Genomic DNA, 23439 nt, shown 5'->3' on the forward strand with positions numbered 1-23439 from the left:
AGGACTCAGGCGTCCTGGCCGAACCACAGGCGCCGGTAGGGGATGCTGATCACCTGGCGGGAGATGCGCACGTCGATGATCGTCGGTCGGGGCTGCGCGACGAAGGCCGCCGTCGCGTCCCGCACCTCGTCGATCGTGCGCGCGAGGGCGCCCGCCCCGCCCATGGCTCGCGCCACGGCACCGAGGTCCGGCGTGGGAATGCGCGCCAGCTCGGCCTTCAGTCCCTTCGCGACGGACTTCTGGTACTCGGCGCCCAGTGCCTCGTCGTTCATCACGACGACGAGGAGGGGCAGGCGGTAGCGCACGGCCGTCTCGAACTCGGCGAGGTGCATGAGGAACCCGGCGTCGCCTTCGACGAGGAACGCGGGCCGCTTGCCCTTCGCGACGAGCGCCCCGATGGCGGTCGTGAGCCCCTGGCCGATGCAGCCGAAGTGCTGGTTCGCGAGCAGCCACGACCGCCCACGGTTGAACAGCATGGTGCTGAAGCAGATCTGCTGGCCGCCCCCGAGGACGAGACCGATCTCGGGCGGCACGATCGAGTCGATGACGCGGCAGGCCTCGCGCGGATCGACCGTGCCCGGCTCGAGGTCGAAGCGCGCCGGGTCGTCGAACGCGCTCGCCAGCTTCTCCTTCACCTCCGGCGTGTGGTAGCCGACGGCGGTCACCGACCGCTCCTCGAGGAGGCGGTCGAGCGCCTCGACGCCGAGGCGCGCGTCGGTGTGCACGAAGCAGTCCGCGAGACGGCCGTCGCCCATGACGACGTTGGGCCGCGAGTCGAGGTGGACGACGCGAGCGTTCGGGTACAGCAGGCCGTGCTCGGTCGTGTACCGATTGAGGCTCGCGCCGACGCCGATGACACAGTCCGCCTCTTGGAACAGCTCGATGGCAGAGCGGGTCGCGTACAGGCCCGAGATCCCCGCGTGAAACTCGGCGTCGTTCAGCCAGTTCTTCGCCATGAGCGTCGTCGCGATGAGCGCGCCGATGCGCGACGCGAGCCGACGGACGGCGTCGCCGGCCCCGGCGCGCATCGCGCCGCGCCCGACGACGATCACGGGTCGCTCGCTCGAGGCGACGATCTCGGCCGCCTCCTTCAGGCGCTCGGGGTTCGGGTACGCAGGGGGGGTCCGCAGGAGCGCGTGGGAGGGCACGTACTCCTCGTCATCGTCGACGATCTCCTGCTGGACGTCCATCGGGGCGCTCAGCATCACCGGCCTCGACTCCAGCCGGGCGAGGTAGAAGGCGCGCTGCACCGCCTTGTAGGCGGTATCCGCCGCGGTGACGCGCACGAAGGCGGCCTCGATCGCCTCGGCGAAGCGCTGCTGGTCGAGCCACTGCACCGCCTCGTCGTCGCCCCAGGCGACCTCCCCGCAGAAGGCGACGAGGGGCGTGCGGGCCCGGCTGGCGACGAGCATGGTCGTCGCCAGCTGGGCGCACCCGGGACCGCTCGTCGTCGTGCACACCCCCGGCTCGCCGGCGAGGCGGGCAAAGCCGTCCGCCATGGCGAGGCCCGCTCCCTCGTGCCGCACCTCGTACTGCTCGACGCCGAGGTCGTCGAGGGCGTTCATCCAGTACATGTTGGCGTCGCCGAGCATGCCGAACACCGCGGAGGTGCCCTCCCGCGCGAACGCCCTCGCCAGTGCTTCGTAGACCCGCACCTCACCAGCTCCCTTCGACCACGGCGACGCACCCGCCGCCGATGCACCTCGACGACGGGCCGACGGACCCGATCCCGCGGTCGGGGCCACCGCGTACCTCGCCCGCACCCCTCGCCACGGCGACGGGGCCGGTCGCCGGGACCCCTCCAGCGTGCCCTCGAGATCGAGCACCGTTGACGCCCGACCGAGACGGCCGTATCGTATACAGTTGTGTACAAAGCGTCAAGGCCCGCCCGCCGCCGCGCGTGGCCCGGCCCGATGGTGCGGCCGAGCGCGGCGGGGTGACGGGCGCGGCGCTCGCGCCAGGTTCGTGGCGCGCAGCGAGACGAAGGGGGGCGAGGGGAGCCGCTCGTGGACGCGACGACAGAGAAGCTGGTCGCCTACGCCCTCGCTGCCGAGACCGACCTGCGCCCCGCGGTGCGGATCGCCGCGCTGCAGCGCGTCGTCGATTCGGTGGCCTGCGCGATCGCCGGCTACGACACGGCCCCGGCGCGCGTCGCCCGGCGCCTCGCCCGCCGCGTCCGCGCCGACCTGCCCGCGACGGTGTTCGGCGACGGCACCCCCACGGCGCCCGAGCTCGCTGCGTTCGCCAACACCGTGATGGTGCGCGCCCTCGACTGGAACGACGGGATGCTCGCGCGCGGCGGGGGGCACCCGAGCGACATGATCCCCGCCGTGCTCGCGGCCGGCGAGGTCGCCCACGCCTCGGGGCGGGAGGTCCTCGCCGCCATCGTGCTCGCCTACGAGGTCCTCGGCTCGCTCGGCAGCGCCACCGGGCTGCGAGAGCGGGGGTGGGACCAGGGGACGTTCATCGCGGTGGCGAGCGCCCTCGCGATCGGCAGGCTGTCGGGCCTCGGCGCCGACGACCTCGCCAACGCCGTGTCGCTCGCCATCGTGCCGAACGTCCCGCTGCGAGTCACTCGTGTCGGCCACCTGTCCATGTGGAAGGGGTGCGCGTCGGCTGCCGCCGTGCGCAACGCCCTGTTCGCGGTGTCGCTGGCGAGCGAAGGCATGACCGGTCCCGCCGAGCCGTTCGAGGGCAGGTCGGGTCTGTGGGACCAGGTGACGGGGCCCTTCGAGTTCCAGCTGCCGGTGAACCCGGGTGGTCCGAGCGTGGTCGAGCTCTCGCACCTGAAGCCGTACCCGGCCGAGTCCCACTCCCAGGCGCTCATCTCGCTCGCGCCGGCAATCCGAGCTGCCGTCGACCCCACGGACATCCGCGCCATCGAGGTCGAGACCTACTGGCACGCCTTCAACGAGATCGGCTCGGACCCGGCGAAGTGGGACCCCGACACTCGCGAGACCGCCGACCACAGCCTGCCCTACCTGCTCGCTGTGGCGCTCCTCGACGGCACGGTCACGCCCGCCTCCTTCACCCCCGAGCGCCTCGCCGACCCGGCGCTGCGCGACCTCATGGCGAAGATCGAGGTACGCGAGAACCCGGAGTTCACGGCCCAGTACCGGCCGACCGGCCGCGAGATCGCCGGCTCGCCGCGCACCCGTATCACCGTCCGAGGTGGCACCGGCGCCCCGTTCGTGGCCGAGGTCGGCTTCCCGAAGGGCCACTACCGCAACCCGATGTCGCCCGGGGAGACGGATGCGAAGCTCGAGGCGGCCTGCGCGCCACTCGTGGCTCCCGCGAGACGCGAGGAGATCCGCGCCGCGTTCTGGTCGCTCGATTCGCTGCACGACGTCGGCGACGCGATCAGAACGCTCTCGTCCCTCGCCCCCCCGACGACGGGCGACGCGGTGGGCGTCGGCGACGACTAGGACACCGAGCACGGAGGGGACAGCGCAGTGGACCACTTCGAGTACCTACGGAACGTCGACTGGGAGCGGCTGCGGGCCACGCCTGCAACCGAGCGGGTCACGCAGCGGCTCCTCGACCCAAGCTCGGGCGCGGCGAACTGCACCTTCGCCGTCATCCGCACCCCGCCGGGCGGCGCCTCGCCCGAGGGGCTGCACGTCCACGAGGTCGAGCAGCTCGTCTACGTGCTCGACGGCACCCTCAGCGTCGACGTCGACGGAAGGCGCCTGAGCGTCGAGCCCGGCGGTCTCGTCGTGCTCCCGCCGCAGGTGCCCCACCGAGTCGCGAACGAGGCGCACGAGCCGAGCCTCCACATCGCCATCAACGCACCCGCGCCCGATCCCCGCCAGCCCCGGGCTCGCCGCGTCGAAGCCGGGGACGCCTCGGAGGCTCGCGCCCGGTGATCGAGGTCGCCGAGCGCATCGCCGTCCCGGTCCCGCCGAGGGCCGTCTTCGAGGTGCTCGCCGACGTACGCGCCGTCGCGTCCTGCATCCCGGGCGCATCGCTCGACCCGGAGGTCCTGGACGGCGCCTTCAGCGGCAGCCTCGCGGTGCGCTTCGGGCCGATGGTCGTCACCTTCCGAGGGCGCGGGACCCTCGAGCTCGAGGAAGGGGAGCTCAGCGGGCGCGTCCAGGCGCAGGGACGCGACGGGCGGGGCGGGACGCGCTTCCACGCGAGCGCCACCTTCCACGTGCTCGAGGAGCCCGACGGCGCCGCCGTCACGATCGACAGCAGGATCGACCTTCGCGGTCCGCTCGCCTCGGTCGTCGAGGCCGGCGCCGCCACGGTCGCGCGCGAAATGACCGCGGAGTTCGGTCGCGCCCTGCAGGCGCGCCTCGCCCCCGAACCTGCCCTCGCAGCCGCGGTCGAGGGCCCCGCACGCGCCGCGAGGCGGATCCCCGTGCGCCTCGTCCTCGAGGCGCTGCGCGCGACGCTCGCCGCTCTCCTCCGCAGGATCGCACGCCCCTTGCGCCGGCGCACCCCCGCCGAGGAGGCTACCGACGGCCCTGGCGCGCCGCTCGAGCGCGCGCAGCGCTAGCGGTCGCAGGGGCAGCCGGTCGGCACGAACGACGGAGGCACGGACGTGGAGCGAGGACCGGTCACTGCTGCCATCGGATCGCCGCAAGCCGCCGCGGAACCTGGCGCCACCCCCGGCACACGGGTCGAGGCCGCGCTCGAGATCGACGCGGTGTCCTTCGCCTTCCCAGGCGCCGCGCCAATCCTCGAGGAGGTGACGCTGCGGGTCGACGCCGGGGAGATCGTCGCCCTCATCGGCCCGTCGGGCTGCGGGAAGTCGACGCTGCTGAACCTCCTCGCAGGGGCGCTGCGCCCGAGCGCGGGCGAGGTCCGCTGCTTCGGGAGGTGCGTCAACGGCCTGAACCGCCGCGTCGTCTACATGACCCAGCGTGACACGCTGCTGCCGTGGCGAAGCGCGCTCGACAACGCCGCCTTGCCCCTCGAGATCAAGAAGGTCCCCCGCGCCGAGCGCTACGCGCGTGCTCGGTCGGTCCTCGAGCTCGTCGGCCTCGCGGAGGCCGAGCGTCGCCGGCCCCACCAGCTCTCCGGGGGGATGCGCAGCCGCCTGTCGCTCGCGCGCGCGCTACTCAGCGACGCCGAGGTCTTCCTCCTCGACGAGCCGTTCGCCGCCATCGACGCCCTCCTGCGGATCCGCCTGCAGCAGCTCCTCGTCGACCTCTGGGCGCGCACGCAGGTGGCGATCGTCTACGTCACCCACGATCTCAACGAGGCGATCGCGCTCGGCCACCGAGTCGTCGTCATGTCGAAGGGCCCGGGACGCGTCGCCCTCGAGCGGGCGATCGAGGCGCCGCACCCGCGCACCGTGGCTCGCTTCCGCGAGGAGCCGGAGGCGCAGCGCGCCTACAGCGCGCTCTGGGACGCCCTCGAGACGCAGCTGCCGAGATGAGCCTGGCGACGCAGACGATCGGGGTGGGCCGGACGGCACGCGGGCTGCGCCGCCTCAACCAGGTCGACCTCGCGGCGCTCGCCGCGCGCCTCGGCACGCTCGGCGTCGTCGCCGCGCTCTGGCAGGTCTTCGCTGGCGGACCGAGGAGCGTGCTGCCCGCGGACGTGGTCGGTCGGCCGTCGAGCATCCTCGCCTCGCTCTGGCACCTGGTCGTCGACGGCCAGTTCTTCTCGTCGCTCGGCCTCACGGCGCTCTCGGTGTGCTACGCCCTCGTGCTCGCGGTGCCGATCGGGGTCGGCCTCGGCCTCCTCACCACGATCCGGCCGATCGGCTGGCTCCTCCAGCCACTCGTGAACCTGACCTACGCGATCCCGAAGGTCGGCCTCGTGACGCTGTACGTGCTGCTCCTCGGTACGCACCCCGACACGCACGTGGCCCTCGTCCTGAGCCAGATCCTCTTCGTCTTCTACTACGCCACCCGCCAGGCGATCCTCGAGCTCGACCCCGGCGTCGTCACCGCGCTGCGTCTGATGGGCGCCTCGCGCCTCAAGCTCGTCTGCTCGCTCGCCCTGCGAGCGGCGCTCCCGCACCTGCTCGCCGCGATCCGCCTGTGCGTCCCGCTCGCCTTCGCGACCGAGATCTTCGCCGAGCTGCGCGCCCCGACCTCGAGCGGGCTCGGGGTCCTCCTGCAGAACCTCATCACCGCTGGCGACGGCGCGGCGGCGATGGCGATCATGCTGTGCACCGCCCTCATCGGCTACCTGCTCGATCTCGTGATCGGGCGCCGGCTGCGCGCCTACACGACGTCCATCGGCGTCGGACTCCCGACGTGAGCAATCCCCTACGCCTCGCCCGGCGCGCCGGCGCCTCCGTCCTCCAGTGGGCGTGCTCGCTCGGCCTCGGGTACGCGCTGTGGCGCTTCGTGCTCGCGCCGCACCTCTCCCCCGTCTTCTTCACGGGGCCCAACCAGGTGTTCTCACAGCTGCGGTCCTTCGCCGAGACCGGTGCGCTCTGGTCGATGGTGCGCGTCACCCTCTCCGAGGCCCTCCTCGGCTTCGCCCTCGGCGCAACGATCGGCGTCCTCCTCGCGGTTGCGATCGGCGTGCTGCCGAGCCTGTTCGCGAAGGTCGTCGAGCCGGTCGTCAGCGGCGTCTACGCCATGCCGAAGTTCGTGCTCGCCCCGATCCTGTTCGTCTGGGTCGGGACGGGGCTTCTGCCCCGCGCCTACCTCGTGCTCGCCGCCGTGCTGCCAGTCGTGACGATCTACACGGTGGGCGGGATCCGCACCGTCGACACCGACCAGGTGAAGATGCTCCTCCTCCTCGGGGCGAATCGCCGCCAGGTGGCGAGGACGCTCATCGTCCCCCACATGTTCCGCTACCTCATGACGTCGATCGCCGTCGTCATCCCGCACGCCCTCACCGTGGCGGTAGGCGCCGAGATCCTCTTCGGGGCGGACAACGGCATCGGGGGCACGCTGTACACCGCGGGCGAGTTCTTCCGCCCCGCCGCGGTGCTCGGGGCCCTCTTGGTCGGGACGATCATCTCCGCCGTCTTGATGGCGGCGTCGCGCGCGGTCGAGTCGCACTTCCTCGGTCGCATGGCGGGGAGCGCGCGAGGATGATGGCGGCATCGGCCGCGCTCGCGGCGTGCCCGGGTTGTCCGCCGTGCCGGGCGGCTCACGGCGGCGCTGACGAAGGAGCGGAACGGTGGCCCTAGAGCAAGAGCGCGAGACGCGGTCGCTCGTCGACCGCGCCTACCTGCGGCTCAAGGCCGCGATCCACACCGGTCAGTTCCAGCCGGGGACCCGCCTTCGCGAGGTCGAGCTCGGCGAGTGGCTCGGCATCAGCCGCACCCCGATCCGTGAGGCCCTGAACCGCCTCGAGTCCGAGGGCATGATCGAGGCCGCGCCTCGAGGCGGGCGCGTCGTGACCGGACTCGACCAGCAGCGCATGTCCGAGATCTACGCGGTGCGCGACGTCCTCGAGGGACTCGCCGCCGAGCTCGCCGCCGAGCACGCCTCGAGCGCGGAGCTCGCGACGCTGCGGGCGCTGCTCGACCAGCAGGCGCAGACGCCGGCGACGGACGCGATCGCCCTCGCCCAGCAGAACACCGCGTTCCACGACGTCATCTACCGAGCGGCTCGGAACCGCTACCTCGTCATCGTCCTGCGATCGCTCGAGAACGCCTCCGCCCTGCTCCCGGTGCCCGGGACGACGCACAGCGTCCCGCTGCCGGGCACGACCTACAACTTCCCCGGGCGCGCCGAGTCCGCCCTCGCGCAGCACCGCCAGCTCGTCGACGCGCTCGAGGCTCGGGACGCTGCCCGGGCGGGCAAGATCGCCCGCGAGCACATCCGCGAGGCCGAGCGCATCCGCCTGCTCATGCTCTCGGGGACGGGGGCTCCCGGACAGGCGCCAGCGGTCGACGGCCCGCTCGCCCGCCCCCATGCCGAGTAGCAGGCGCGCCGGGCGCGAGCTGGAGGGCCGGACAGCGGTGCCGAAGCCCTTCATCATCGGCGACCGCTTCGTCGACGACGCCGACGACGTCCTGGTGTCGACGAACCCGGCCGACGGCAGCGTCAACTGGGAGGTCTGCGCCGCCCGCGAGGACCACGTCGTCGAGGCGGTGCGCGTCGCCGACGAGGCGTGGCGCTCCTCCGGCTGGCGCGACCTCCTGCCCCACGAGCGGGCCCGGGCGCTCGCGCGGCTGGCGGCTGCGATCGAGGCGAACGCCGAGGAGCTCGCGACCGTGCAGCGGCGCGAGAACGGCAAGCTGGCACGCGAGTGCAGCGCCCAGGCGCGCGCCGCAGCGGCGACCTTCCGCTACTACGCAGCGGTCTGCGAGACGGTGGACGGCGATCTCACGCCACCGCGCGGCCCCTACCTGTCGATGTGCCTCTACGAGCCGTACGGCGTCGTGGCAGCGATCACGCCGTTCAACTCGCCCCTCACCCTCGAGGCCCAGAAGCTGGCCCCGGCGCTCGCCGCGGGCAACGCTGTCGTGCTGAAGCCCTCGGAGGTGACGCCGAGCGTGGCGATCGAGTTCGCCCGGCTCGCGCTCGACGCGGGGCTCCCGCCGGGCCTGGTGAACGTCCTCCCCGGCCGGGGCGACGTTGCCGCCGCGCTCCTCGAGCAGCCGGCGGTCCGCATGGTCTCCTTCACTGGCGGAACGACGACCGGCCACGCCGTGGCCGCGGCGGCGGCGCGGCGGATCATCCCGGCCGTGCTCGAGCTCGGCGGGAAGTCGCCGCACATCGTCTTCGCGGACGCGGACCTCGACGCGGCTGCCGACGCCGTCGCTTCCGGCATCTTCCAGGCGAGTGGGCAGTCCTGCGTCGCCGGCTCGAGGGTCCTCGTCGAGCGACCGATCGCCTCCCGCTTCGTCTCGGCGCTCGTCGAGCGAGCTCGGGCGCTGCGGGTCGGCGACCCGGCGTCGCCGGACGCACAGATGGGGCCGCTCGCGAGCTTCGCCCAGCGCGAGCGCGTCGAGGCGTATGTCGCCGCCGCGCTCGCCGAGGGCGGGCGCGTCCTCGCCGGCGGGGACCGGCCGGTGGGATCGGCGTACGATCGCGGCGCCTACCTCCTGCCGACGGTCATCGACGGGCTCGCGGCCGGTTCGCGCGTCCTTCGCGAGGAGATCTTCGGCCCGGTGCTCTGCATCGTCCGCTTCGACAGCGAGGAGGACCTCGTGACCGAGGCGAACGACACGCCCTTCGGCCTCGCCTGCGGAATCTGGACTGCCGACTACCGCAGGGCGTGGCGCGTCGCTCGTGCGATCGAGGCCGGGACCGTGTGGGTCAACACCTACAAGGAGCTCAGCATCTCGACGCCCTTCGGCGGCTTCAAGCAGAGCGGGCTCGGGCGGGAGAAGGGGGTTCTCGGGCTGCGCAGCTACCAGCAGGCGAAGAGCCTCTACTGGGGTCTCGCCTAGCCGTGGCCGGAGGACGACCGGTGCGGCTCGGGCTGCTCGACCCGCTCGACGAGGGGCTCCTGCGCGAGCTCAGGGCACGCCTCCCGGCGCGCTGGGAGCTCGCCTGCGCGGCCTCCGCGCGCACCGACGACCAGGCCGCGGCGGCCCGAAGCGCAGACGCGGTCCTCGTCATCTGGTCCGCCGTGTCCCGCCCGGTCCTCGAGGCGTCGGCGAGCCTCCGCCTCGTCCAGAAGCTCGGCGTCGGCGTCGACAAGGTGGATCTCGAGTGCTGCCGGGAGCGGGGCGTCGCGGTCGCGCGTCTCGCCGGCGTGAACGCGCCCGCCGTCGCCGAGCACGTCGTCATGCTCGTCCTCGCGTCGCTCCGGCGCCTCGCCAGCTCGGACCGCAGGGTGCGCGCCGGCGAGTGGTTCAAGGAGGAGGCACGCGCCTTCCAGCGGCAGCTGCGGGCCAAGACGGTCGGGCTCGTCGGTCTCGGCCACGTCGGTACCGAGGTCGCGAAGCGCCTTCGCCCCTTCGAGGTCCTCCTCCTCTACACCGACCTGCGCCGCGCCCCGCGCGCCACGGAGCGGCGCCTCGGCCTGCGCTTCGTCGGCCTCGACGAGCTGCTCGCCTCCTCGGACGTCGTCTCCCTCCACGTCCCGTACTCGCCGTCGAGCGCGAACCTGCTGAGCGCCGAACGCATCGCTCAACTGCGCGAGGGGGCCGTCGTCGTGAACTGCGCGCGCGGTGGACTCGTCGACGAGGACGCGCTCGCGGACGCACTCGCGAGCGGTCGGCTCGCTGGTGCCGGACTCGACACCTTCGCGGGCGAGCCGGTGGTGAGCGAGCGCCTGCGCGCGCTCGACACGGTCGTGCTGACGCCGCACTGCGCGGGAGCGGTCGCGGACAACTTCCCCTTCGTGGTCGAGCGCGCCCTCGCCAACGTCTCGTCCTACCTCGCGAGCGGCGAGCTGCCAGCCGAGGACCGCATCTTCGTGCCCGGCGCGGAGCACCCCGGCCTCGGTGGGTGACGTGGACGCGCTGGTTCGCCGGCTCGTCGAGCTCACCTCGTCGTTCTCGCTCGCCGAGGTCCCGGATCGGGCCCGCCGGGCTGCCGTGCGCCACATCGTCGACTCCGTCGCGTGCGCCATCGCCGGCTACGGCACCGAGCCAGGGCGCCGGGCGCGGCGCTTCGCCGGCGCGCTGCGCCACGAGCCCGGCGCGACCGTGATCGGCGCCGGCACGAAGAGCGCGCCGGCCTATGCGGCGTTCGCGAACACCGTGATGGTGCGCGCTCTCGACTGGAACGACGGCATGCTCGCCCGTGGCGGCGGCCACCCGAGTGACATGCTCGGGGCGCTCTTCGCGACCGGCGAGGTGGCCGGATCGTCGGGCGCGCAGGTGCTCGAGGCGACGGTCCTCGCCTACGAGCTCCTCGGCGCGCTCGGCCGCGTCGCGCCGCTCACCGAGCGAGGGTGGGACCAGGGGCTGTTCGTCGGCGCTGCCGCGGCGCTGGCGATGGGCAAGCTCCTCGGACTGCGCGAGCGCGAGCTCGCGAATGCGCTCTCGCTGTCGCTCGTGCCGGCAGTCCCGCTGCTCGTGACGCGGCGGGGAGAGATCTCGATGTGGAAGAACGCCGCCACGGCCTGGGCCCTGCTCAATGCGACGAACGCTGTCGCGTTCGCCGAAGCAGGCATGACCGGCCCCTCGCACCCCTTCGAGGGGCCCTGCGGTGTCTTCGACCAGGTGACCGGCCGCATCGAGCCGCAGCTGCCCGCCGACCCCGAGGGCGCCCTCGTGATCGAGCTCTCCCACCAGAAGCTGTTCCCCGCCGAGTCGCACGCCCAGGCGCTCCTCGGGCTCCTGCCACGCCTTCGCGCCTTCACGAGCGTCGAGGAGATCGAGGCGATCGAGATCGAGGCCTACGCCGTGCTGCGCAACGCGATCGGCTCGCACCCTTCGGTCTACGATCCGAAGACGCCCGAGACCGCGGACCACAGCCTGCCGTACCTCCTCGCGGTCGGCCTCGTCGACGGCGCGGTCACGCCCGCCTCCTTCACCCCCGAGCGCCTCGCCGACCCGGCGCTGCGCCCCCTCATGGCACGCATCTCGATTCGCGAGGATCCGGACCTCACCGCGGGCTACCGCCCGGCGAGGAGCGAGATCTCCGGGGCGCCGCGCGCGAGGATCACGGTGCGCAAGCGATCCGGTGAGGTGCTCGAGGCGGAGGCCTCCTTCCCGAAGGGCCACGCGCGCAACCCGTTCGACGACGACGACGTGAACGCCAAGCTGGACGTGGCCTGCGCCGGTCGGCTGACCGAATCGCAGCGGGAGACGGTGCGCGGCGCGTGGTGGCGGATCGAGGAGGCCCCGACGCTGGCGCCGTTGATGGCGACGATCGCCGACCTCGGTGCGTCGGAAGAGCCGGGGGCGAGAGGGCGCGCCACCTCGCGCGCCGCTAGGCCGGCGTCTCCGAGTACATCTTGAGCCGCAGGTCGCGCGCCGCGCTCATGTGCTGTGCGGCGATCTTCGCCGCCTCCTCGGCCCTCCCCTCGCTGATGGCTTCGATGAGCGCCTCGTGCTCGCTGAGGACCGTTTCCCAGCGTCCGGGGTAGTTGAGGGTCGGCTCGGGGTAGCGGTGGAGGAGCGTGCTGATGCGCTCGAGCAGGTCGCGCAGCGTCCGGTTGTGGCTCGCCACCCAGATCTGTTCGTGGAAGGCCCGGTTCGCGCGGATCCTCGCGTCGGCGTCCTCGAAGGGGAGCTGGCACATGTCCCGGTGGAGGTGGACGAGGCGGTTGAGGTCGAGCTCGCTCCGGCGCGACGCGGCCGAGCGTGCGGCGAACTCCTCGAGGAGGACGCGCAGCTCGTAGATCTCGAGGATCTCCTCCGGGCTCTGGCGCCGCACCTCGAGGCCACCACCCGTCGGCTCGACGAGGCCGTCCTGGCGCAGCTTGAGCAGCGCCTCGCGAATCGGCGTCCTCGACACACGGAAGCGCTTCGCCAGGGCAGTCGCAACGAGTGGCGTACCGGGCGCGAGCTTCCCCGTCACGATCTCGTCGCGCAGCGCGTCGTAGACGGAGCGTGCCATCGCGGGCGGCTAGCCCGGACCGGCGCGAGGACGGCGCCGCGGCACCCGGTGCGGACGCGCCCCGAACACGTCTGCACCACCGTGCCTACACCGACGCATCGTCCGCATCGTCGCCGCACCCTCCGTACCGGCACTACCGGCGGCCCGCGCTGAGGAAACCGGTGCTCAGGCTACCAGCGGGCCGAGACGAGGCGTTCCCCCGTCATCTCCGCGACGGCTGTCCTCCCCGTGATGGCGTCGCGGGGTCCGGGATCTGCCCGCTTCCCGCCGTAGCGGAACCGGCCCGGGACGCGGGCGCGGCCAGCCGGGGCGGCGCCCCGTAGCATCGAGACATGACCACCAAGAACCTTGGACTCCTCACGCTCCGCCTCGGGGTCGGGCTGACGCTCTTCGCCCACGGAGCACAGAAGCTGTTCGGCTGGTTCGGGGGGCGTGGCCTCGCGGAGACGGCCCGCTCCTTCGACACGATGGGCTTTCGTCCTGGCCGTGCGAGTGCCCTCGCGGCCGGGCTCGGCGAAGCCGGGGGCGGTCTCCTCCTCGCGGCGGGCCTCGCGACGCCCGCGGCCGGAGCGGCCGCCGGCGCGACGATGGCGGTGGCGGCGAGCACGCACGTGCCCAACGGCTTCTTCAACGCCAAGCGTGGGCTCGAGTTCCCCATGACTCTCGCCGTCGCAGCGGCGTCGCTCGCGCTCACGGGTCCGGGGTCGCTGTCCGTCGACCGACTCCTCGGCTGGGACGAGGTCCGACCTCGTCTTCGCGTCGCCGCGCTCGCGCTCGGCGCGGCGGCTGCTGGCGCGGTGATCGGACGTCGCCGCCGCGCGGTGACGACGAGAAGCACGGCCGGGACGGGTCCGGGACACGAGGCCGCGCGAGGCGAGGACGACGCCTCTCGCCAGGATGCCGGCCGATCTGGTCCAGACGGCCAGCGCGACGCGGGCATGGCCGCGGCGACCGCCTGAGAACGGCGGTGACGAGGTAGCAGCGCGTGGCGCGGTCCTCGCTCGAGCGAGCCTGAGGAGGCGTCGCGGGCAGACCCGCTCCGGCGCCGCCTCCGAGCCCCGTCGATCGGCCGTCGCGACCAGTCGCGGAATGCCGTAGTGCTCTCTACGGTTGACCTCGACGTGCTCTCCGCGGTCCCTCCCGCCCGTGGCGCACGCCACGTACCCGGCCCCCTCGAGGGCTCGACCGGCTCTCGCGTCGGACGGCTCGCTCGCTCCTCAGGGCGCGCCTTGCCGCCGCCCTCCGGCCGCTCGACCTCACACCGCCACAGGCAGCCGTGCTGCGGGCGCTCAGCGACTCGTCCTCCTAGGGGATCCGTACGGTGGCACGCCGGCTCTCCGCGGACCCGATGAACGTGAAGCGCTGCGCCGACGAGCTCGAGGCGCGAGGTCTCCTCCGCAGCAGACCGGTGCCCGGTGACCGGCGACCGCGAGGCCTCGAGCTGACCGAGCGAGGCCGGGAGCTCGCCTGCCGCGCCGTGCAGGCGGCAGCCGCCGAAGAGGAGTGGCCCGCAGCGGTCCTCGGCGCGGACGGTGCCGATGCGCTCGCCGCGACGCTCGCGCGCCTCGAGGAGTCGCTCGGCCTGGCCAGGTACCGCACGGCCGACCTCGCGCTCGTGGGCTCGTCGCGCCTGGCGGGCTCGCCGGCACCGAGAGGGCATGCCCGAGGACGACGGCACGCGAGGACGGCGGAGGGGCAGCGATGAGTAGCCCGAGGCACCTGCACGACCAAGGCCCCACGTCGGCGCCCGACGAGTCCGTCGGCGCCTTCTGGGACGAGCGCTTCGCCTCCCACGACTGGCCGAGCGAGCCCGACGACGCCCTCGTCGAGCTCGCGGGCGGTCTCGCGCCCGGTACGGCGCTGGACCTCGGCTGCGGTCCTGGACGGAACGCGATCTGGCTCGCCCGCCGAGGCTGGCGGGTGACCGGCGTCGACGCGTCGGCGGTCGGCCTCGCCCTCGCGAGCGCCCGCGCCCGCGAGGCGGGGGTCGAGATCACCTGGGTCCAGGCCGACCTGCTGGCCTACGACGTGGTGCCAGCGGCCGCCGAGCTCGTCGTGCTCGCCAACGTCCACCTGCCCCCTCCCGAGCACCGCCGCCTGGTCGAGCTGGCGAAGAGGGCGCTCGCGCCCGGTGGCCACCTCTTCGTGATCGGCCACCACCTCGACTCGCTCGGGCGGGCAGGCCCGCCCGATCCCGAGCGCCTCTACACCGAGGAGCGCCTGCGAGACGAGCTCTCCGGCCTCGTGGTCGAGGTCCTCGAGCAGCGGACGCGGGCTGGCGGCGAGGGAGAGGCCCCGCTCGTCGACCTCGTCGCCTGGGCGCTGCGGCCGCGGTGAGGCCCGTCCGAGCGCCTCGCCGCTTCCAGGCCCGCCTGCCGGGCGTCCCGAGGCCCGACCCCAGCCAGCTCGCTCTGGAGGACGTGGACACGGCCAGCCCATCGACCATCCCAGCACGGCCCGTGGGCATCCTGAGACGCCCGCACGCGAGTCGCGCGCACCGCCAGGGCCTCGCCCTCGTGGTGCTCGCGACCGCACAGCTCATGGTGATGCTCGACCTCACGATCGTGAACATCGCCCTGCCGGCCCTGCAGCGCGCCCTCGCGTTCTCTTCGACGAGGCTCGCCTGGGTCGTCGACGGCTACGTCCTCGCCTTCGGGGGCTTCCTCCTCCTCGGGGGACGCGCCGGTGACCTCCTCGGTCGCCGGCGGGTCTTCATGGCCGGGGTGGCCCTCTTCGCCGCGGCCTCGCTCGCGGGCGGGCTCGCGACGAGCCAGGCGTGGCTCGTCGCCGCCCGCGTCGCGCAGGGCCTCGGCGCGGCGATCGCCTCGCCCACGGCGCTCTCGCTCATCGCCACCACGTTCGAGGAGGGGCCACGTCGGCACCGTGCCATGGCCGTCTACGCGGCCATGTCGGCGGCGGGAGGGGCACTCGGCCTCCTGCTCGGCGGGATGCTGGTCGACATCGCCTCGTGGCGCTGGGTGCTCTTCGTGAACGTGCCGATCGGAGCCGCCGTCGTCGCGAGCACCCCGTTCCTCTTCGCCCCGGCCCGAGGGCGCCCTGGTCGTCTCGACGTGCGGGGGGCGCTCACGGGTTCCGCTGGCGTCGCGCTCGCCGTCTTCGGTCTCGTCCGCGCTCCCGAGGCCGGCTGGACGGACCCGTTCACCCTCGGGGCGTTCGTGCTCGCCGGCGCGCTGATCGGTGCGTTCGTGCTCGCCGAGTCGCGAAGCCCCGCACCGCTCGTGCCCCTGCGTTTCGTCGCCGATCGCCACCGGGCCGGGACGTACGCCGTCATGCTCCTGCTCGGCGGAGCGATGCTGTCGCTGCTGTACTTCCTCACCCAGTACCTCCAGGACGTCCTCGGCTACAGCCCGATCGCTGCCGGGCTCGCCTACGTCCCGCTCCCCCTGGCCGTCGGGAGCACCGGTGCCCTCGTCTCCCGCAAGGTGGGGCGGCACGGGACGAGGCCCTTCCTCGTCGCCGGGCCCGCCTTCGTGGGCACCGGCCTTGTCCTGCTGTCGCGCCTCGGCATCCACAGCGGCTACCCCGCGGTCCTGCTGCCTCTCGTCGTGGTGGGGGTCGGGATGGGCCTGTCCTTCGTCCCCCTCACCTTGCGGGCCGTCTCCGGCGTGGCCCACGGTCAGGCGGGGCTCGCGTCCGCCCTGCTCAGCACGAGCCAGCAGGTCGGTGGTTCGCTCGGGCTCGCCGTGCTCGTCACCGTGGCCGCGACCGTGACGCGCGACCGCCTCGGCGCAGGCGCCGCGGCGATGCCGGCGCACGGGCCGAGCACCTCGATGCTGCTCGCCCGTACGAGCGGCTACGACGCCGCCCTACTCGCCGGCGCTGCCGCGGCGGCGCTCGCCTTCCTCGTCGCGCTCGTCGCCGTGCGGGACGCCCCCCACCAGCCGCTCGGAGGCAGGCAGACGAGCCCGGAGAGGCAGGGTCGGAGCGTTCGAGCGCACCGCCGGGGTACCCGTCAGCGGCTGATGCGGACGTCGGGACTCCGAAGCCGAGGCCGGGCGCGCGCGAGCCGTGGTCGACGGCGGACGGATCACGTCGAGACGCCGGTCCGTTGTCCGTAGCCTGCCAGCCTGCCGCGGCGCAGGGGGCTCCGCCCGGCGGCCGGTCGGCGAACCGTCGTGGCCCTCGGCCCGTCACGGGCCGCAGGTCCCGATACCGGCCGCGAGGACGCGTGCAGGCGCCTGCCAACGGCCACGGGACGCTCGACCACCGGAGGTAGGCAGGTGGCGCCTGCGCATCGCCATGCCGGGAGAACGAGGGCCCGTCCAGAAGAGAGCGCCTCGCCCCTGCTCGCGCCTCGCCCGACGAGGAGCGGACCGGGGTCGGGCGCCTGTGAACGCTGGGCTCGCCTCGACGCGCCCCGTTCCGCCGTCGGGCGGTCCTTCCCTCACCCAGCGGGCTCGCCGGGTTCGACGTCGGCAGCCCTGCCGTTCGCGACCTGCAGGCGCGGGAGGAGCGCCAGGAGGTCGAGCCCGCCGAAGCCCTCGGCGCAGCCTTCGCGCGCGAGGCGCGCCACGAGCTCCGTGACGGGCAGGGACAGTCGGCCTTCGTCGGCGAGGTCCGCCGCGAGGTCGAGGTCCTTCACGAGCATCTCCAGGGTGAACGTCGCCTCGTAGTCGCGCTCGAGCAGCGTTCGCTGCTTGTAGTGGACGAAGGGCGACCCGATGGCGGAGACCTTGGCCGCCTCGAGGAACACCTCGCGGCTCACGCCCGACGCCTCTGCCAGGAGGACGACCTCGGCGAGGAGCTCGGCGGTGCCGGCCAGCATGGCGTTGATGGCCAGCTTCACGACCCGGGCCTCCTCGCCGGCCCCGACCCGCACGACCCGCGACCCGACGAGCGCGAGCACCGGCCGGGCTGCCGCGAGGGTCGCCTCGTCGCCGGAGACGAGGAGCGAGAGGTTGCCTGCCGCGAGCACGTCCGGGTTGCCGCTCACCGGGCAGCGCAGGTAGCCGACGCCGCGGCCGGCAGCCGCCGCCGCGATCTGCGCGGATGCCCTCACCGAGATGGTGCTCATCTCGAGGAGGAGAGAGCCCTCGGGGGCCGACTCGAGCAGTCCCCCGGGCCGGAGCAGGACGTCGCGGACCGCAGCGTCATCGGCGAGGAAGGTCGCGACCGCTGCCGCACCCTGCCAGAGCGCCGCGAGGCCACTCGCCACCGTCGCGCCCTCGGCCACCAGAGGAGCGGCGCGCTCGGGCGAGCGGTTCCAGACGACCACCTCGACGCCCTGGGCGAGCAGGCGTCGCGCGAGGGCGCTGCCCATCCGGCCGGTCCCCACGACAGCAACCTTCATCTCGTACCTCCGATCCAGCACATCCTGTGAGCGCTGCGCTCCCGACGCCCCTCCCCGCGTCGCCGACGCGAGCCCGGCGCCGCCACGAGGGCGGCGCGCGCGCAAGACTCTGGCGACCCGGCGGAGGGTCGCCTCCGGCGCGGCGGAGGGGCGTGAGGATGAGCGGAGAGCGGGTCGTGATCGTGGGCGGCGGCATCATCGGCCTGGCGACCGCCCGCCAGCTCTGCCAGCTGCGACCGGACCTTCGCGTCGTCGTGCTCGAGAAGGAGCGCGCCATCGCGTCCCACCAGTCCGGTCGCAACAGCGGGGTCGTGCACGCCGGCCTGTACTACCGGCCCGGTTCGCTCAAGGCCCGGCTGTGCCGACGCGGCGGCGAGCTGCTGCGCGAGCTCAGCCGCACCCGGGACATCCCCTACGTCGAGTGCGGCAAGGTCGTCGTCGCCCGCGACGACACCGAGCTCGCCGCGCTCGCCGAGATCGAGGCGAGGGCGCGGGCCAACGCCGTGCCGGGCCTGCGGCGGCTGTCGGCAGACGAGCTCAGGGCGATCGAGCCGCACGTGCGCGCCCGGGCCGCGCTCCACTCGCCTCGCACCGCGATCACCGACTTCGCCGCCGTGGCGCGGGCACTCGCCGCCGACGTCATCGCGCACGGCGGCGAGATCCGCCTCGCGCACGAGGTCCGGTCGCTGCGGCGGGGACGGCGCGGCGTCGAGGTCGTCTCCGGGCACGGCGCGCTCGTCGCGGACCGCGTCGTCGTCTGTGCCGGCCTGCACGCCGACCGGGTGGCCCGGCTCGCTGGGGACACCGAGGACCCGGCGATCGTGCCCTTCCGGGGCGAGTACCTCCGGCTGCTGCCGCCGGCAGCCAGCCTCGTGCGTGGCCTCGTGTACCCGGTCCCCAACCTCGCCTACCCCTTCCTCGGGGTCCACTTCACGCGGCGCCTCGACGGGAGCGTCGACATCGGGCCGAACGCCGTGCTCGCGCTCGCCCGCGAGGGCTACCGCTGGCGAGACGTCAGCCTCGGCGACGTGGCCGAGCTGCTCTCCTTCCCTGGGTTCCGCCGGCTCGTTCGCCGCTACTGGCGGGTCGGACTGCGGGAGCTCGTCGGCTCGCTCTCGAAGCGAGCCTTCGTGCGCGAGGCGCGCTCGTACGTGCCCGAGCTGTCCGCCGCCGATGCGGTCCGGGCCCCTGCGGGCGTGCGAGCCCAGGCGGTCGGCCCGGACGGCTCGCTCGTCGACGACTTCGTCATCCACGAGACGGGGCCCGTGGTGAGCGTCCGGAACGCCCCGTCGCCCGCCGCGACCTCGTCGCTCGCGATCGCCGAGCTCCTCGCGCAGCGCGTCGTCGCCGGCGGCGCCTGAGCGCGGCGCGAGCTCGCTGCGCTGCACCGCTCGCGCCCAGCGGCCCCCGAGCACGCCCGAGAGGTCGGGCAGCCGGCGCGCGCCCCACGGACGCCACCGCGTCGCGCGCTGCGGGCGGCTCCTCACCGCTCCGCTCGCACCAGCCGGAGGTGCTCGAGGAGCGCGAGGTGGTGCGTCACGAGCGCGCGCCGCACGCCGCGCTCGCTGCGGTGCACGAGCGCCTCGACGATGGGCCGGTGGAGGCGGGCGTGCTTCTCGGCGTGCTCCGAGCGCAGCCAGTCGGGCGCGTCGTCGGTCCGGATCCAGCGCTCGTACTCGGTCATCACGACGGCGCTGTGCACGCTCTCGTAGATGGCCGACAGGTAGGGGTTGCCCGCCCCCGCGACGACGAGGGCGTGGAAGTTCGTGTCGGCGGCGACGAGGGACGACGCGCTCTCGCCACCGGCGGAGAGCCGCTCGAGCGCCACGCCGAGCTCGGCGAGATGACCGTCGCTCGCCGCGGCCGACGCCTCAACCGCTCCGAGCGTCTCGAGCCAGAGGCGCAGCTGGCAGAGGTGCTCGAGCGAGCCCTGGCGGAGGTCCAGCATGAGGTGGACCGAGGCCGTCACCATGGTCGAGGGGTTGCGCAGGACGTAGGCCCCCGATCCGGGGCGGATCTCGACGAGGCCCATCACCGCCAGCATCCGCAGCGCCTGTGCCACGACCGCCCGGCTCGAGCCGCAGCGCCGCGCGAGGTCGCGCTCGGAGGGCAGGCGCGCGCCCTCGGCGAGGCCCTCCTCGGCGATGAGCCGCCGGATCTGGTCGACGAGCTCGTCGGCGAGCCGCTGCGCGCGCACCGGCCGGAACGACTCGACCGCCACCGCGCCTGGCCTCGGCGCGCGCTGCGCCGCTTGGGTCATCGCTCCCACCTTCTCCTCCGACCTTGACACGCAAGCCTAGGCGGCGTAGAAGGAGAGAGTGGCTCAGCCACTTGACCAGTTGCTTCCCAGTCGAGGGCCGAGCCGGGAAGCTGCCCGGGACGAGGAGGGGGATCGGATGCAGGCCGAGCCCGACGCTGCGTCGCGGCCGCGCGCCGATGGCGACCCGTTCCGGCGGGCCCGCCCCCCGACCGACGACCCCGAGGAGCTGCGCGCCGCGGCGCGCCGCATCCGCCGGCGGGCCCTGCAGATGGTGGCCCCCGCGGGCGCCGGCTACCTCGGCCAGGCGTTCTCGTCCGCCGAGCTCTTCGCCGTCTTGTACCGCTCGGTCCTGCGCCACGGCTGGGACCGCTTCGTCCTCTCCCCGGGCCACTACGTCATCGCCCACTACGCGGCCGCGGCCGAGGCGGGCCTGCTCGACGAGGAGGACCTCGCCTCCTACGGGGCCGACGGCTCGCCGATCGAGAGCATCTCGAGCGAGCGAACCCCGCTCGTCGCCGCGACCTGCGGCTCCCTCGGCCAGGAGCTGTCGGTCGCGGCCGGGCTCGCGCTCGCCGACCAGCTCGCGGGCGTGGACCGGCGGGTCTTCGTGCTGTGCAGCGACGGCGAGCTCGAGGAGGGCCAGACCTGGGAGGCAGCGATGTTCGCGGCCCACCACCGGCTGGGCTCGCTCGTCGCCGTCGTCGACTGCAACGGCTCCCAGGTCGACGGCGCCGTGTCCACCGTCACGACGCTCGAGCCGCTGGCCGACAAGTGGCGTGCCTTCGGCTGGCACGCCGAGGAGGTCGACGGCCACGACGTCGTGGCGCTCGACCGGGCGCTCGCCGCCGCCCTCGCCGACAGCCGCCCGAGCGCCGTCGTCGCGCGCACCTCGGTGGTCACCGGACCCGCCGGCCTCGTGCCCGCGGGCGACTCGCACTTCGTCAAGGTCACGCCGGACCAGGTCGCACAGGCCCTCGCGGCCCTCGACGGCCCGGCAGGAGGGGGTGCGCCGTGAGGGACGACGCACCCGAGCGAGCCGAGCTGCGACCCGGCGCGACCGCGCCGGAGCTGCTCGCGCCGCCGTACCGGACGGTCCTCAAGCCCTACGGGACGGCCCTGCTCGAGCTGGCCCGGCGACGACCCGACGTCATCGTGCTGAGCGCCGACCTCACGCGCCAGACCGAGATCGACCTCGTCAGGGACGAGCTGCCGGCGCAGTTCGTCAACGTCGGGGTCGCAGAGCAGAACATGATCGGGGTCGCCGCCGGCCTCGCCCGAGCCGGTCGCTGCGTCTTCGTCCACACCTTCGGCGTCTTCGCCACGCGCCGCCCCTTCGAGCAGGTCGCCATGCAGGTCGCCTACCCCCGCCTCGACGTCAAGCTCGTCGGCTTCATGCCGGGCCTGTCCAGCCCGGGGGGACCGTCCCACCAGGCCGTCGACGACGTCGCGCTCATGCGCTGCCTACCGAACATGACCGTCGTCGACGTCGCCGATGCGACCGAGGTCCGCCAGGTCGTCGGCCTCCTCGCCAGCCGGCGCGGCCCGTGCTACCTGCGACTCAAGCGGGGCGAGGTGCCGGTGCTCTTCGGCGAGGGCCACGAGCTCGACCTCGCCAGGGCGCAGTGGCTTCGCCGAGGCGACGACGTCGCCATCGTGGCCTCCGGCATGCTGGTCGCGACGGCCCTGCGCGCCGCGCAGGTGCTCGCCGAGGCCGGCGTCGAGGCCTCCGTGCTCAACGTCGCCGTCCTCAAGCCGATCGACCGGGACAGCGTGCTCGAGGCCGCTCGCAGCGCCCGGGCCGTCGTCACCGCGGAGAACCACTCGGTCATCGGCGGCCTGGGCTCGGCCGTCGCCGAGGTGCTCGCCGAGGCGGGGGCGAGCCGGCTGCTCCGGCGTGTCGGCGTCCAGGACACCTACGCCCAGGCGTCGAGCGCCCCCTGGCTCTTCCGCCGCTACGGCCTCGACACGAGCTCGGTCATCGCCGCGGCCTGGGCCGCTCTCGGGCGCGCCGGGGAGCCGCCGAGCGCGAGCGACGTCCCCGTCGAGACGGGCGAGTACGCGGCCGTGTGAGCGAAGGAGGAGCCGTGCCACCAGTCACCCCCGTCACCAGCCCCGCCTCGAACGGGCCGCGAGCGCCGAGCGTCTCGCCGTCGTCGATCGCCGCCGCCGTGGCTGCAGCGGGCCGGGCGGTCGGCCCGCCGCGCACCGAGCCGGCGGCCGTCGCGTCGCCGGGGGCGGTCACCGCCGTCGACTGGGAGCACCGCGCCGACATGGCGAGGCTGCGCGCCGAGCGCCTGGCGCGAGCCCAGGCCGGCCTCGCGGCGAGCGACCTCGGGGCCCTCCTGCTGTTCGACATGAACAACATCCGCTACACGACGGGTACGCACATCGGCAACTGGGCGCGCGACAAGCTCTTCCGCTGCGTGCTGCTCCAGCGCGATCGCGACCCGATCCTGTGGACCATCGGGTCCGCGGCCCGCCAGCACCGACGCTACGGCGACTGGCTCGACGAGGGGGCCTGGCGCGCCGGGCTGTCGAGCTGGCGCGGCTCGATCCCCGAGGACGTCGGCGTCGAGGCGGGCAACGCCCGGAGGATCGCGGGCATCCTGCGAGACAGCGGCCTCGCCGGCGAACCCCTCGGGGTCGACGTCGTCGAGCTCCCGGTCCTGCGGGCGCTCGAGGCCGAGGGGCTCCACGTCGTCGACGGCCAGGGCCTCATGCAGCAGCTGCGCGCCATCAAGACGACCGACGAGATCGCCCTCCTCGAGCACGCCGCGGGCCTCGTCGACGGCGCCTACGACGAGCTCTACCAGTTCCTGCGCCCGGGGGTGCGCGAGAACGAGTGCGTCGCCCTCGTCAACCGCTACCTCTACGAGCACGGCAGTGAGGAGGTCGAGGCGGTGAACGCCATCTCCGGCGAGCGCTGCGCCCCGCACCCCCACGTCTTCTCCGACCGGCTGATCAGGCCGGGAGACACCGCCTACTTCGACATCATCCACTCCTTCAACGGCTACCGCACGTGCTACTACCGCACCTTCAACGTCGCGAGCTCCTCGCCCGACCAGCGAGACGCCTACGCGCGTGCGCGCGCCTTCATGGACGAGGCCATCGCCCGGATCCGACCCGGCGCCACGAGCGCCGACGTCGTCGCCGCCTTCCCCGCCGCCGAGGACTTCGGCTACGCCGACGAGGAGGAGGCCTTCGGCCTCCAGTACTGCCACGGCATCGGCCTCAGCAACTGGGAGCCTCCCCTCATGAGCCGCTACCACTCCTTCGAGCACCCGGTCGAGCTCGTCACCGGGATGGTCTTCGCCCTCGAGACCTACTGGCCGACGACCGACTCGAGCGCCGCCGCGCGCATCGAGGAGGAGGTCGTGGTGACCGAGACGGGGTGCCGGGTCATCACCCGCTTCCCCGCCGCGGACCTCCTCGTCGCCGGGACGCGCTACTGGACCGGGAGCTCTCCGCTGCCCGGCGCCTGA

General features: G+C 73.9%; 22 protein-coding genes. 18 read left to right on the plus strand and 4 right to left on the minus strand.

The genetic code is table 11. From position 1 onward, the window contains the following. Positions 1 to 5 precede the first annotated feature (5 nt). Positions 6 to 1655 carry a thiamine pyrophosphate-binding protein gene (locus VKV23_01535; GenBank protein HLI14722.1) on the minus strand — a complete coding sequence of 550 codons (1650 nt, stop codon included), beginning with the start codon at positions 1653 to 1655 and terminating at the stop codon, positions 6 to 8. Between the two features lie 351 nt (positions 1656 to 2006). On the opposite strand from VKV23_01535, the gene VKV23_01540 reads away from it, so the two are divergent. The 10 genes from VKV23_01540 (at position 2007) to VKV23_01585 (ending at position 11785) form a co-directional block, all read left to right on the plus strand. Next, entirely contained in the window at positions 2007 to 3425 is a 1419-nt protein-coding gene (locus VKV23_01540; GenBank protein HLI14723.1) for an MmgE/PrpD family protein, read from the plus strand. Positions 3426 to 3452: 27 nt separating this feature from the next. Then, positions 3453 to 3866 carry a cupin domain-containing protein gene (locus VKV23_01545; GenBank protein ID HLI14724.1) on the plus strand — a complete coding sequence of 138 codons (414 nt, stop codon included), beginning with the start codon at positions 3453 to 3455 and terminating at the stop codon, positions 3864 to 3866. After that, positions 3863 to 4501, plus strand: coding sequence for an SRPBCC domain-containing protein (locus VKV23_01550; GenBank protein HLI14725.1), 639 nt, complete (start codon positions 3863 to 3865; stop codon positions 4499 to 4501). Before VKV23_01545 ends, VKV23_01550 begins: the two co-directional genes overlap by 4 nt. 45 nt (positions 4502 to 4546) lie before the next feature. Continuing rightward, positions 4547 to 5386, plus strand: a complete 840-nt coding sequence (locus VKV23_01555) for an ABC transporter ATP-binding protein (GenBank protein HLI14726.1) — start codon at positions 4547 to 4549, stop codon at positions 5384 to 5386. After that, positions 5383 to 6219, plus strand: coding sequence for an ABC transporter permease subunit (locus VKV23_01560; GenBank protein HLI14727.1), 837 nt, complete (start codon positions 5383 to 5385; stop codon positions 6217 to 6219). The genes VKV23_01555 and VKV23_01560 overlap by 4 nt, the downstream gene beginning before the upstream one ends. Beyond that, positions 6216 to 7010 carry an ABC transporter permease subunit gene (locus VKV23_01565; GenBank protein HLI14728.1) on the plus strand — a complete coding sequence of 265 codons (795 nt, stop codon included), beginning with the start codon at positions 6216 to 6218 and terminating at the stop codon, positions 7008 to 7010. Before VKV23_01560 ends, VKV23_01565 begins: the two co-directional genes overlap by 4 nt. Before the next feature lie 85 nt (positions 7011 to 7095). Further along, the gene (locus VKV23_01570; GenBank protein ID HLI14729.1) at positions 7096 to 7845 is read left to right on the plus strand and encodes a GntR family transcriptional regulator; all 750 of its coding nucleotides are present in this window, start codon (positions 7096 to 7098) and stop codon (positions 7843 to 7845) included. Next, positions 7835 to 9319 carry an aldehyde dehydrogenase family protein gene (locus VKV23_01575; GenBank protein HLI14730.1) on the plus strand — a complete coding sequence of 495 codons (1485 nt, stop codon included), beginning with the start codon at positions 7835 to 7837 and terminating at the stop codon, positions 9317 to 9319. The genes VKV23_01570 and VKV23_01575 overlap by 11 nt, the downstream gene beginning before the upstream one ends. A gap of 20 nt (positions 9320 to 9339) precedes the next feature. After that, complete coding sequence (locus tag VKV23_01580; GenBank protein ID HLI14731.1) at positions 9340 to 10329, plus strand: NAD(P)-dependent oxidoreductase; 990 nt, start codon at positions 9340 to 9342, stop codon at positions 10327 to 10329. A 1-nt stretch (position 10330) separates the two neighbouring features. Next, positions 10331 to 11785 carry an MmgE/PrpD family protein gene (locus tag VKV23_01585; protein ID HLI14732.1) on the plus strand — a complete coding sequence of 485 codons (1455 nt, stop codon included), beginning with the start codon at positions 10331 to 10333 and terminating at the stop codon, positions 11783 to 11785. Here the strand turns inward: VKV23_01585 and VKV23_01590 are convergent. Beyond that, positions 11757 to 12386 (minus strand): GntR family transcriptional regulator, encoded by a 630-nt coding sequence (locus tag VKV23_01590; GenBank protein HLI14733.1) that lies wholly within the window; start codon positions 12384 to 12386, stop codon positions 11757 to 11759. The genes VKV23_01585 and VKV23_01590 overlap by 29 nt on opposite strands. 332 nt (positions 12387 to 12718) lie before the next feature. Between VKV23_01590 and VKV23_01595 the strand changes: the two genes are divergently transcribed. From VKV23_01595 to VKV23_01610, 4 genes are all read left to right on the plus strand, one after another. Beyond that, complete coding sequence (locus VKV23_01595; protein HLI14734.1) at positions 12719 to 13345, plus strand: DoxX family membrane protein; 627 nt, start codon at positions 12719 to 12721, stop codon at positions 13343 to 13345. A gap of 362 nt (positions 13346 to 13707) precedes the next feature. Continuing rightward, the gene (locus tag VKV23_01600) at positions 13708 to 14091 is read left to right on the plus strand and encodes a hypothetical protein (GenBank protein ID HLI14735.1); all 384 of its coding nucleotides are present in this window, start codon (positions 13708 to 13710) and stop codon (positions 14089 to 14091) included. After that, the gene (locus tag VKV23_01605; protein HLI14736.1) at positions 14088 to 14723 is read left to right on the plus strand and encodes a class I SAM-dependent methyltransferase; all 636 of its coding nucleotides are present in this window, start codon (positions 14088 to 14090) and stop codon (positions 14721 to 14723) included. The genes VKV23_01600 and VKV23_01605 overlap by 4 nt, the downstream gene beginning before the upstream one ends. Positions 14724 to 14845: 122 nt before the next feature. Beyond that, entirely contained in the window at positions 14846 to 16465 is a 1620-nt protein-coding gene (locus VKV23_01610; GenBank protein HLI14737.1) for an MFS transporter, read from the plus strand. 326 nt (positions 16466 to 16791) lie between these two features. Here VKV23_01610 and VKV23_01615 read toward each other — a convergent pair whose 3' ends face one another. Further along, positions 16792 to 17802 carry an NAD(P)-dependent oxidoreductase gene (locus tag VKV23_01615; protein ID HLI14738.1) on the minus strand — a complete coding sequence of 337 codons (1011 nt, stop codon included), beginning with the start codon at positions 17800 to 17802 and terminating at the stop codon, positions 16792 to 16794. A gap of 53 nt (positions 17803 to 17855) precedes the next feature. Between VKV23_01615 and lhgO the strand changes: the two genes are divergently transcribed. Continuing rightward, a complete protein-coding gene (gene lhgO, locus VKV23_01620) occupies positions 17856 to 19058 on the plus strand; it encodes an L-2-hydroxyglutarate oxidase (protein HLI14739.1) in 1203 nt (400 codons plus the stop codon). Between the two features lie 122 nt (positions 19059 to 19180). On the opposite strand, the gene VKV23_01625 is transcribed toward lhgO, so the two are convergent. Continuing rightward, the gene (locus tag VKV23_01625) at positions 19181 to 19957 is read right to left on the minus strand and encodes an FCD domain-containing protein (protein HLI14740.1); all 777 of its coding nucleotides are present in this window, start codon (positions 19955 to 19957) and stop codon (positions 19181 to 19183) included. Positions 19958 to 20093: 136 nt separating this feature from the next. On the opposite strand from VKV23_01625, the gene VKV23_01630 reads away from it, so the two are divergent. Genes VKV23_01630 through VKV23_01640 form a run of 3 tightly spaced genes read left to right on the plus strand, consistent with a single transcriptional unit; the run spans position 20094 to position 23439 of the window. Beyond that, positions 20094 to 20972 (plus strand): 1-deoxy-D-xylulose-5-phosphate synthase N-terminal domain-containing protein, encoded by an 879-nt coding sequence (locus VKV23_01630; protein HLI14741.1) that lies wholly within the window; start codon positions 20094 to 20096, stop codon positions 20970 to 20972. Further along, entirely contained in the window at positions 20969 to 22027 is a 1059-nt protein-coding gene (locus VKV23_01635) for a transketolase C-terminal domain-containing protein (protein HLI14742.1), read from the plus strand. The genes VKV23_01630 and VKV23_01635 overlap by 4 nt, the downstream gene beginning before the upstream one ends. Positions 22028 to 22041: 14 nt before the next feature. Next, a complete protein-coding gene (locus VKV23_01640; protein ID HLI14743.1) occupies positions 22042 to 23439 on the plus strand; it encodes a Xaa-Pro peptidase family protein in 1398 nt (465 codons plus the stop codon).

The sequence above is a fragment of the Acidimicrobiales bacterium genome, from assembly GCA_035294085.1.
Taxonomy (GTDB): Bacteria; Actinomycetota; Acidimicrobiia; order Acidimicrobiales; family Bog-793; genus DATGLP01.